The 11604-nt window shown below is 47.7% G+C and carries 9 protein-coding genes; 8 read left to right on the forward strand and 1 reads right to left on the reverse strand.

Annotated features, from left to right (window positions below; translation table 11 throughout):
- Window positions 1-80 precede the first annotated feature (80 nt).
- The 8 genes from gltB to ACVA54_RS08050 all read left to right on the forward strand — a co-directional run bounded on the left by gltB (window position 81) and on the right by ACVA54_RS08050 (window position 10741).
- The gene (gene gltB / locus ACVA54_RS08015) at window positions 81-4544 is read left to right on the forward strand and encodes a glutamate synthase large subunit (RefSeq protein WP_446649511.1); all 4464 of its coding nucleotides are present in this window, start codon (window positions 81-83) and stop codon (window positions 4542-4544) included.
- A 20-nt stretch (window positions 4545-4564) separates the two neighbouring features.
- On the forward strand, window positions 4565-5977 hold the full coding sequence (locus ACVA54_RS08020; RefSeq protein WP_099078885.1) for an FAD-dependent oxidoreductase: 1413 nt from the start codon (window positions 4565-4567) through the stop codon (window positions 5975-5977).
- A gap of 90 nt (window positions 5978-6067) precedes the next feature.
- Window positions 6068-6496: a DUF1499 domain-containing protein gene (locus ACVA54_RS08025; protein ID WP_446649512.1), complete on the forward strand. Its 429-nt coding sequence runs from the start codon at window positions 6068-6070 to the stop codon at window positions 6494-6496.
- 65 nt (window positions 6497-6561) lie between these two features.
- Window positions 6562-7257 carry a 5'-methylthioadenosine/S-adenosylhomocysteine nucleosidase gene (gene mtnN / locus ACVA54_RS08030; RefSeq protein ID WP_005447825.1) on the forward strand — a complete coding sequence of 232 codons (696 nt, stop codon included), beginning with the start codon at window positions 6562-6564 and terminating at the stop codon, window positions 7255-7257.
- A gap of 14 nt (window positions 7258-7271) precedes the next feature.
- Window positions 7272-8225, forward strand: a complete 954-nt coding sequence (locus tag ACVA54_RS08035) for a cobalamin biosynthesis family protein (RefSeq protein ID WP_446649513.1) — start codon at window positions 7272-7274, stop codon at window positions 8223-8225.
- A complete protein-coding gene (btuF, locus tag ACVA54_RS08040; protein ID WP_446580580.1) occupies window positions 8225-9049 on the forward strand; it encodes a vitamin B12 ABC transporter substrate-binding protein BtuF in 825 nt (274 codons plus the stop codon). Before ACVA54_RS08035 ends, btuF begins: the two co-directional genes overlap by 1 nt.
- A 76-nt stretch (window positions 9050-9125) precedes the next feature.
- Entirely contained in the window at window positions 9126-9746 is a 621-nt protein-coding gene (locus ACVA54_RS08045; protein ID WP_099078881.1) for a TRIC cation channel family protein, read from the forward strand.
- A 134-nt stretch (window positions 9747-9880) separates the two neighbouring features.
- Window positions 9881-10741 (forward strand): LysR family transcriptional regulator, encoded by an 861-nt coding sequence (locus ACVA54_RS08050; RefSeq protein WP_446580534.1) that lies wholly within the window; start codon window positions 9881-9883, stop codon window positions 10739-10741.
- On the opposite strand, the gene ACVA54_RS08055 is transcribed toward ACVA54_RS08050, so the two are convergent.
- On the reverse strand, window positions 10677-11456 hold the full coding sequence (locus tag ACVA54_RS08055) for a TSUP family transporter (protein WP_446649514.1): 780 nt from the start codon (window positions 11454-11456) through the stop codon (window positions 10677-10679). The genes ACVA54_RS08050 and ACVA54_RS08055 overlap by 65 nt on opposite strands.
- Window positions 11457-11604: the final 148 nt, after the last annotated feature.

The following is an 11604-nucleotide window of genomic DNA, read 5'->3' on the forward strand; positions in this document are numbered from 1 at the left end:
CGCGTAGTTAGTCATCGTTATCAACTTGAGCAGTGTTGATATATCTGTAGGGATGACAGATAAGCAAAGGGAGAATTGCAATGGCTCTTTATGATCCAAGTCTTGAGAAAGACAACTGTGGATTTGGCTTAATCGCGCACATGGAAGGCGAACAAAGTCACAAGTTGGTACGTACAGCAATTTCTGCACTTGATCGCATGACTCACCGTGGTGGTATCGCCGCCGATGGCAAAACCGGTGATGGTTGTGGTCTTTTGTTTCAAAAGCCCGACTCCTATTTACGCCTTATCGCCGAAGAAAGTGGTTTCAATCTTGGTAAGCAATACGCCGTAGGGATGATTTTCTTCAACCAAGATCCGGTGAAAGCTCAGCTCGCTAAAAACATCGTCAATAAAGAGCTCGCCCAAGAAACCTTAACCATTGCAGGCTGGCGTAAGGTTCCAACCAACTCAGAAGTCCTCGGGCCTATTGCCGCTGATTCGCTTCCAAATATTCAGCAAGTCTTTATCTCTGCACCGGCAGGTTGGCGCGAGCGTGACATTGAACGTCGCCTCTATATCGCACGCCGTCGCATCGAGAAACAAATCACAGAAGATCCAGATTTTTACATCTGTAGCCTGTCTACACAGGTTTTGGTGTACAAAGGTTTGTGTATGCCTGCAGACTTACCACGCTTCTATCTTGATCTTGCTGATCTACGCATGGAATCCGCTATCTGCCTGTTCCACCAGCGTTTTTCAACCAATACTCAGCCACGTTGGCCACTGGCTCAGCCGTTTCGTTACCTTGCTCACAATGGTGAGATCAACACCATTGAAGGTAACCGCCAATGGGCGCGAGCACGTGCTTACAAGTTCTCATCACCACTGTTGCCAGATCTACAAACGGCAGCACCATTTGTTAACGAGACAGGTTCAGATTCTTCCAGCCTCGATAATATGCTAGACCTCTTTTTAGCTGGCGGCATGGATATATTCCGTGCCATGCGCATGCTTGTGCCACCAGCATGGCAAAATCACCCAGACATGGATCCGGATCTGCGAGCGTTCTACGACTTCAACTCCAAACACATGGAACCATGGGATGGCCCGGCAGGTATCGTACTATCCGATGGCCGTTACGCTGCCTGTAACCTCGATAGAAATGGTCTGCGTCCTGCTCGTTATGTGATTACCAAAGACAAGTTGATCACCCTAGCATCTGAGGTGGGGATTTGGGATTACGCTCCCGATGAAGTTGCCGAGAAAGGACGCGTTGGTCCGGGTGAACTACTGGTTATAGACACCCGTAAAGGTAAACTTTGGCAGTCTCGCGAGATCGATAACGATCTGAAATCTCGTCACCCTTATCGCAAATGGATGGAGAACAACGTTCATAAGCTCACACCTTTTGCTCAGCTACCTGAAGATCAAGTGGGCGAGCGCAGCTTTGATGAAGATTTGCTTAAGACTTATCAAAAGCAATTCGCCATGAGCAATGAAGAAGTCGATCAAGTACTGCGTGTCCTTGGTGATATGGGCCAAGAAGCGGTCGGCTCTATGGGTGATGACACCCCAATCGCCGTTCTGTCTTCTAAAGAGCGCTTGGTAACTGATTACTTCCGCCAGAAGTTCGCCCAGGTAACCAACCCGCCAATCGATCCTCTGCGTGAGAAACACGTAATGTCACTGGCGACTAGCATCGGTCAGGAGATGAACGTCTTCTGTGAAACCGATGGTCACGCATATCGAGTGACCTTCGATTCGCCAGTGTTGCTTTATTCCGACATGCAACAGTTACTCGAGCTTGGTGACGATCACTACCGTAATACCATTCTCGATATCAACTATGATCCACAGCAGAAAAATCTAAAACAAGCCATTGATGAACTGTGTGATCAAGCAGAACAAGTCGTCCGTGAAGGCACGGTACTAGTGGTGCTTTCGGATCGCGCGTTGGTCAAAGGCAAACTGCCAATTCCTGCAGCAATGGCGGTCGGTGCGGTTCAAACTCGCCTGATCGATGCGAACCTACGTTGTGATGCCAACATTGTTGTTGAGACCGCCACAGCACGTGACCCACACCAATTTGCGGTCTTGCTTGGCTTTGGTGCCACTGCGGTTTATCCATACCTTGCGTATGAAACGCTAGGTAAACTGATTGATGATAAAGCACTAGAAAAATACTATCGCGATGTGATGCAAAACTATCAACAAGGCATCAACAAAGGTCTGTACAAGATCATGTCGAAAATGGGTATCTCGACCATCGCCTCTTACCGCTGCTCACAACTGTTTGAAGCCGTTGGTTTGAGCCAAGAAGTGGTCGACTTATGCTTTAAAGGCGTAACCACTCGCATTGAGGGCGCGAACTTCGACGACTTCCAACAAGACTTGTACAACCTTTCCCGTAAAGCTTGGGCGAAACGTAAAGCCATCGAGCATGGCGGTTTACTGAAATACGTCCACGGTGGCGAATATCACGCATACAACCCAGATGTGGTCGGCACACTGCAAACCGCAGTGAAATCAGGTGAAAGCAACGATTATCAGAGCTTTGCTAAACAGGTAAACCAACGTCCTGTTGCCATGCTGCGTGACTTAATGTCGCTGAAAAAATCAGATTCACCGCTACCACTTGAGCAAATCGAGCCAAGCACTGAACTGTTCAAACGCTTTGACTCGGCAGCAATGTCGATTGGTGCACTTAGCCCAGAAGCGCACGAAGCGCTTGCAACAGCGATGAACCGCCTGGGTGGTTACTCTAACTCGGGTGAAGGCGGTGAAGATCCTCGTCGCTTCGGTACTGAGCGTAATTCGCGCATCAAACAAATTGCTTCAGGTCGATTTGGTGTAACGCCTCATTACCTAACTAATGCGGACGTACTGCAAATCAAGATTGCACAGGGTGCGAAACCGGGAGAAGGTGGCCAGCTGCCAGGACACAAAGTCACAGCAGAAATCGCTAAGCTGCGTTATTCGGTACAAGGGGTTACTCTGATCTCCCCTCCTCCGCACCACGATATTTATTCTATTGAAGATTTAGCCCAACTGATCTTCGACCTGAAACAAGTCAACCCCAATGCGCTAGTTTCAGTGAAGTTAGTCTCTGAGCCAGGCGTTGGCACCATCGCAACGGGGGTAGCGAAAGCTTACGCTGATCTCATTACCATCTCCGGCTACGACGGTGGTACCGCAGCAAGTCCGCTAACTTCAGTGAAATACGCTGGTAGCCCTTGGGAGTTGGGACTGGCGGAGACACAACAAGCACTGGTTGCTAATGGTCTGCGCCATAAGATCCGCCTGCAAGTAGATGGTGGTCTAAAGACCGGCCTAGACGTGGTTAAAGCGGCAATTCTAGGTGCAGAAAGCTTCGGTTTTGGTACTGCGCCAATGGTGGCAATGGGTTGTAAGTTCCTACGTATTTGTCACCTCAACAACTGTGCAACTGGAGTTGCAACTCAAGACGAGACACTGCGTAAAGAGTACTTCAAAGGTCTACCGGAAATGGTAATGAACTACTTCATTGGTCTGGCGGACGAAGTGCGTGGATTGCTCGCGGAACTTGGGGCTGAAAAACTGACTGACTTGATTGGTCGTACGGATTTGTTGGAAACCGTTGAAGGTCTGACAGCGAAACAATCAAAGTTGGATCTCTCCAATATTCTCGAAGCGCCAGTCTCTCCAGAGGGACATCCCCTTTACTGGACACAGCCAAACAAACCATTTGATAAAGCGGAGCTAAACCAGAAGATCGTTGAAGACGCATTGCAAGCAGTTGAGAAACGTCAATCAGCAAGCTTCTTTTACAACGTGATCAACACCGACCGTTCTGTCGGCGCTCGCCTATCGGGTGAAATTGCTCAGCGTTACGGCAACCAAGGCATGGCGGCAACGCCAATCAAGTTGTACCTAGATGGAACCGCAGGGCAATCCTTTGGTGTTTGGAACGCGGGTGGCGTAGAGCTTTACCTCACTGGTGATGCGAACGACTACGTCGGCAAAGGCATGGCTGGTGGTAAGGTCGTGATCAAGCCTCACCTTGGCACGGCGTTTAAGTGTAATGAAGCGACCATCATTGGTAACACCTGCTTGTATGGCGCAACGGGCGGCAAACTGTTCGCAGCAGGTAAAGCAGGTGAGCGTTTCGGCGTGCGTAACTCAGGCACGATTGCCGTCATTGAAGGTGCTGGAGATAACGCTTGTGAGTACATGACTGGCGGTATTGTTGCCATTCTTGGCGCAACAGGCGTGAACTTTGGTGCAGGCATGACTGGCGGTTTTGCTTACGTATTGGATGAGAACCAAGACTTCCAAGGTCGCGTGAACAGCGAATCAATTGAAGCAATTTCTCTGTCGGATCTCTACATCCACCAAGAGCACTTACGTGGTCTGATTGCTGAGCATCTTGAAGAAACCGGCTCAAGCTACGCAGAAGATATCTTGGCGAACTTTGATGAATGGATTCCAAAGTTCTACTTGGTGAAACCACAAGCAGCAGACTTACGCACCCTGCTTGGTCACCAAAGTCGTAGCGCCGCAGAACTGCGCGTTCAAGCCCAGTAATCATGGAGGATGTTTGAATCATGAGCCAGAACGTTTACCAATTTATCGATGTCCAGCGCGTTGATCCTGCGAAGAAACCCATCAAAATTCGTAAGATCGAGTTCGTTGAAATCTATGAACCGTTTACCAAGCAACAAGCGACCGCGCAAGCGGATCGCTGCTTGGATTGTGGTAACCCATATTGTGAGTGGAAGTGCCCAGTCCACAACTACATCCCTCAATGGCTAAAACTTGCCAATGAAGGTCGCATCCTTGAAGCCGTTGAGCTGTCACACCAAACCAACAGCTTGCCAGAGGTTTGTGGTCGAGTTTGTCCGCAAGATCGTCTGTGTGAAGGCTCTTGCACCCTCAATGATGACTTTGGCGCTGTCACCATCGGTAACATTGAAAAATACATTACCGACAAAGCGTTCGAAATGGGCTGGAAGCCTGACATGTCCAAAGTGGAATGGACCGATAAAAAGGTTGCCATCATTGGTGCAGGGCCAGCAGGCTTGGCCGCCGCCGATATACTTGTGCGCAATGGCGTGAAACCAGTCGTATTTGACCGCTATCCTGAAATTGGAGGTCTACTGACCTTCGGTATTCCTTCATTCAAGCTTGAAAAAGGCGTGATGGAAAACCGTCGCCGCGTCTTTACCGAGATGGGCGTAGAGTTCCGTATGAATGTCGAAGTAGGCAAAGATGTGTACATGCAAGAGCTGCTTGATAAGTACGATGCCGTCTTTTTGGGGGTTGGTACTTACCAGTACATGCGTGCTGGATTAGAAAATGAGGGCGCGCCGGGCGTTTACGATGCTCTGCCATTCTTGATTTCCAATACTTACAAAGTGATGGGCTTAGAACACGACCAGCCATTTATCGACATGGCGAAACAGCGCGTCGTGGTATTGGGTGGTGGTGATACCGCAATGGACTGTGTTCGTACCTCTATCCGCCAAGGCGCATCAAATGTTATATGTGCTTACCGTCGTGATGAAGCCAACATGCCAGGCTCTCGCCGCGAGGTGAAAAATGCCAAAGAAGAAGGCGTAAAGTTCATGTTCAACCTGCAGCCCTTGGGGATTGAAGTGGATGCATCAGGCAAAGTCTCGGGGGTCAAAGTGGTGAAAACCGCACTTGGCGAACCTGATGAAGCAGGTCGCCGCCGTCCAGAGCCCGTCGAAGGCAGCGAGCACGTTCTACCGGCAGACATCGTGATCATGGCATTTGGTTTCCAACCACACAAAATGGACTGGTTAGCACCGTTTGATGTCGATTTGGATCAGTGGGGTCGTATCAAAGCCCCTGCAAAACAAGCGTTCCAATTCCAGACCAGCAACGAAAAGATCTTCGCTGGCGGTGATGCGGTACGAGGCTCTGATCTGGTCGTGACTGCAATTGATGAAGGTCGAAAAGCGGCGGAAGGCATTCTCGATTACCTCGAAGTTTAATCACAGCTAACATCTCAAAAAGGATCCTATTGTTGGATCCTTTTTTCTTTTATTACATATAATTAAATTCCTAATATAAGGAATAGAATAATGAAAAAAGTCGCTCTCCTCTCCATCACTTTGCTCGGCTTAACCGCTTGTAGCCAAGGAGTCACAACCATGACAGATCGTTCTCAATCACCTTGTGGTGACAAACCAAACTGCGTTTCCACCCAAGACACGCGTGAAGAATATAATCTAACGCCATTTACCCTAACTGATTCAGCGAACATCGATGCGATTGAGCAAGTGGCGCTTGCGCTGCCGGGGGCGAAGACAGCCCTCAAAGCAGGCAATTACCTACGTATTGAATGCACATCTAAAATCATGCGATTTGTAGACGACTTAGAATTAAAAATCGAAGGTGACACGCTAATTGTTCGCTCGGAGTCTCGTGTAGGCTATTCCGACTTTGGCGTCAATCGCAAACGCGCAGACCAATTGCGTTCTCTGCTAACCACGGCCAAATTAATCAAATAGCACCACATCTTGGTGCAGAGTGGTATACTCTCGCCAACTTACAAATTTTACCCAAAGAGAGTGTTATGAAAGTTGGTATCATCGGTGCGATGGAACAAGAAGTCACCATCCTGAAAGAAGCTATGACAAACTGCCAAACCGTAAACAAAGCAGGTTGTACGTTTTTCTCTGGTCAGATTAACGACGTAGATGTGGTACTGCTTCAGTCTGGCATCGGTAAAGTAGCGGCAGCTGTTGGCACCACTATTCTTCTTGATGAATACCAACCAGATGTAGTGATCAACACCGGTTCAGCGGGTGGTTTTGACTCAAGCCTAAACTTAGGCGACGTTGTTATCTCAACAGAAGTTCGTCACCACGATGCAGACGTAACTGCGTTTGGTTACGAAATGGGTCAAATGGCAGGCCAACCAGCAGCATTCAAAGCAGATGAGAAGCTAATGGATCTTGCGGAAAAAGCACTGGCTCAAATGGAAAACACTCACGCAGTTCGTGGTCTTATCTGTACTGGTGATGCGTTTGTTTGCACTGCAGAACGCCAAGAGTTCATTCGTAAACACTTCCCATCTGTTATCGCAGTAGAGATGGAAGCATCTGCTATCGCTCAAACTTGCCATCAATTCAACACACCGTTTGTTGTTGTTCGTGCTATCTCTGACGTAGCAGACAAAGAATCACCAATGAGCTTCGAAGAATTCCTACCGCTAGCAGCGAAAAGCTCTTCAGAAATGGTGTTCAAAATGTTGGAACTGACTAAGTAAGTCTCTCAGATTTCATGGAAGAAACCTTTCAACAGATCTATGCCAACGGTGCGCTCCTCGTCATGTGGGGCGCATTACTATTCCACTTATTAATCCCCATTCCACACGCTGCACACCCCGTCACTTTGTGGCATAAATTCGCAGAACAACTGGCGAATAAAGTTAATAACAACCACAACTACTCACAAAGCGTTCTCTCTGGCGGGCTCGCACTGCTTCTTATGCTTGTACCCTGTTTGATATTACTGCTCGCGATGAAGCTCTTAGTTTGGCAAGCGCCCTTATTTGAGCTGGCATTACTGCTTATTGCTCTTGACTGGCGAAACAACGAATCACTAGCTAAACAACTCGTCACTGCAATGTCGAATGAGAACAAAGTGCAGTGCCGAGCACTACTCAAGCCTTACCTTAACCGCGATACAGACAGCTTATCGCTCTTAGGGATTGGTAAAGCAGGTGCAGAGACCATCATCATGGGCTACGGACGTAACGTTGTGTGCGTGTTGTTCTGGTATGGATTTACTGGTGGAATTGGCGCATTAATGTATCGCCTAACGGCAGAGCTCGCTCGCGCTTGGTCCCCAAGTCGCCGCCAGTATTCACCTTTTGGTAAGCCTGCTATTCAGCTAACGGCTGGATTGGAGATTGTTCCTTTACGCTTATTTGCCATGTTCATTAGCATGGGGAAAAACCTATCAAGTGTTTCCACCTCCATGCTTCAACAAGCGAAATCTTGGCCGCTTCCAGGACCAGCTTGGTTGTTGTGCTCGATTGGTAACAAGCTTCAATTGTCACTTGGCGGCCCAGCACTGTACCAAGGTCAAAGAGCTGAACGAGCAAAAATTGGTGGTCGTATCGCACCATCTGCTATTCATTTGGCACAAATCCAAACCCTCATTGTATGGCGTATTTTGGCTTGGATCGTTATCCAAAGCCTTATCCTCGGACTCATTTATCAAGGACTATGATGAACAAACTTTGCTTTGCTCTTCCTCTTTTCTTCTCTGCCGCTTCTTTTGCCAATGAACCCGCTCAACGCGTCATCAGCCTAGCGCCACACGCAACGGAAATCGCCTATGCCGCAGGTCTTGGAGACAAACTGATAGCGGTCAGTGAGATGAGTGACTACCCAGAGCAAGCTAAAGGCCTAGAAAGAGTATCAAACTACCAAGGTATCAAACTTGAACGCATCATTGCTCTTCAGCCCGATTTGGTTATCGCTTGGCCTGCAGGGAATCCTGCCAAAGAACTTGAGAAGCTCAAACAATTTGGCATCCCTATTTACTCTTCAACAACGGGGACGCTAGAAGATATTGCCAAAAATATTGAACAGCTCAGCCAGTACAGTGAAAGACCGGAAGTAGGACAAAAGAGCGCCGCAAATTTTCGTGCACAACTGAAAGCGTTAAAAGAAAAGTACAATACCGAAGAGAAAGTCCGCTACTTCTATCAGTTGAGTGAAAAGCCGATCATCACCGTTGCGGGCAATAATTGGCCAAGTGAAGTTTTCACCTTCTGTGGTGGTGAGAATATCTTTGCCAAAGGCATTGCTCCTTACCCGCAAGTCAGCATCGAGCAAGTGATGACTCGCCAGCCTGAAGTGCTGTTCACTTCTCGCCATGCAATGAGTGATGATGGTAAGTGGGTTGCCTGGAAAAACGACATCCCCGCGCTTAAAAATGGCCATGTTTGGTCTCTGAATGCCGATTTGATCAACCGCCCGACCCCAAGAACCTTAAACGCGATCACAGAGGTGTGTGAACACTTTGAAAGCGTGCGGCAAAAACGCTAACGTTTTCATTGGAAATCCCGTAAAATTTCCACCCTATTTCTGTTCCCCACAATTTGTTTAAAAGGTACTAAGTAACATGGACTCCATGCTGCTTTATATGATCGATTTATTCGGTACTGCTGTCTTTGCGGTTTCTGGTGTTTTACTCGCAGGCCGATTAAAGATGGACCCTTTCGGAGTGATCGTACTCGGTAGCGTCACCGCAATTGGCGGTGGCACCATTCGCGATATGGCGCTCGGTGCAACCCCGGTATTTTGGATCACTGACACCACCTATCTTTGGGTTATTTTCATCACCTGTTTACTGACTATGATTCTGGTTCGTCGTCCTAAACGCCTACCTTGGTGGGTACTTCCTGTATGTGATGCGATTGGTTTGGCGGTGTTTGTTGGTATCGGTGTAGAGAAAGCTCTCGCCTATAACGCATCAGGCATGGTTGCAGTGATCATGGGCGTAATTACCGGCTGTGGCGGTGGCATCATTCGAGACGTGCTAGCTCGTGAAGTCCCTATGGTCTTGAGAAGTGAAGTCTACGCAACGGCTTGTATCATTGGTGGCATTTTCCATACCACAGCATTAAGTATGGGTTACGACCATTCTGTAGCCTTACTCGCTGGGGTGATATCAACGCTGATGATCCGTCTGGGCGCAATTCGCTGGCACTTATCACTGCCAACCTTTGCCATCAATCGATAAGTAATCAGCATCGCAAGTTTCTCGAGAAGAGTCGACCTAAAAATCGGCTCTTTTTATTTCTCAACACACGATTAGCATCTGACCGAAAGCTTGGTTATATTGGTGTGACTATTCCCCATTTTCATGGATAGATAATGTTACTGGAAGGCATTGAAACGCTATTAGTACTGAGCAAAGAAAAAACCATGAGTCGCACTGGCAGTCAGCTCTACATCAGCCAATCAGCCGTGAGCAAACGCATTGCGAATCTAGAAAAAAAGCTCGGTAAGAAACTGATTGAGCCCTGTGGACGCCACATTAAGCTAACCTCTGATGCTGTTGCACTGATCAGTATCATTGAACCAACCTTTAACGAATTACGTGGTCAAATTCACGATCAACAAGAACTCGAAGATACATCGTTGATTCGAATGGATTGCTCAGAAACGTTAGTTGCAGGTTACCTCAGCTTGATCATGGAAGAGCGCTTGACCCAAGATCCTTACCTCAGAATTTCAACCAACCATACGCCACGAATCGTTGAAAACGTTAAATCAGGCAAAGCCACGCTGGGATTTTGCGCGGGCTACTTACCTCCACATCATGGTTTGATGAGTTTTCATCTAGCGGATGAGCCTTTCTCTATCATCAGTAAACATAAGCTCACTGAAATGCCAAAGACGATTCTCACCAATGATTTGAATAATCCAGCCAATACTTACCAGCAAGCTGTGTTGTCCAAACACGACATTCAGCCTTTAATGGAGATGGACTCATACACTGCTGCCGCACAGTTGGCTCTGGGTGGAATGGCACCAGCTTTAATCCCCAAATCGATAGTAAAAACTTTAAACATTGCACCTGAGTATTGCTATGCATTTGACGAGCTAGCACCGCTGATTCGCCCGATTCACATCTGCTTACGCCATAATGCGTATCGCAGCGAACGAATTAAAACAGTGATAGAAGCCATTGCTGATGTTGTTGCCAAAGAAGTTTCATCGCCATCAGCATAGACATGGTAATTACTAGAGGTCGAATCCACTTTTGGCCTTTAGTCACCACGGCTTTGGCACCTAGCTGAGCACCAATAAAGCCCCCTATAGCCATGGTGAAACCGATTTCCAATACTGGCAAACCAGCCAGAATAAAAAACAGCAGCGCCGCAATGTTTGAGGTAAAGTTCAGTATTTTAGTTCGGGCAGTTGCATCGACTAACGAGAAATGACCAAGCGCAACAAAACAAAGTGCAAAAATAGACCCCGTTCCTGGGCCAAAAAAGCCATCATAGAAGCCAACGCCACCACCAACGCATAACGCAAACATAGCTTCAGAAAGCTTCCGATCTCCGCCTGCGGCTTTCGAGTTTGAAGCAAATAAGAAGTAGAGTGAAATCGCGATCAGCAATACTGGAATAAGGCTAGTTAATATTCCTGCATCAATATACTGCACCGCTTCAGCACCAATGGCTGAGCCAATAAAAGTACATAAAATGGCAAGGCGCATCTCTTTCAAGCTAACGATACCATTACGAACAAAGTACCAACTGGCTGAAAAACTGCCGAATGAACTTTGTAGCTTGTTGGTCGCCAGCGCCTGAGTTGGGCTTAGCCCCGCCGCCAGCAGAGCAGGTAGAGTCAATAGACCGCCGCCACCAGCCATAGCATCAATAAATCCAGCGACTGATGCGACAAAAAACAATCCAATTAAAATCTCAAAAGTGATTTCCACTTATGCGTCCTGGTAAAAATGTGTAACGAAAAGAAGGCAACGATAACACCGCCTCACAAACGAGAAAAAGGAAACTCAAGACACTAACCTATTCTAGATTTTCATTAATTCTTATGAGATCAAAAAAGCCCGCTCAGATGAGCGGGCA

The organism is Vibrio sp. PNB23_22_6 (assembly GCF_052877535.1).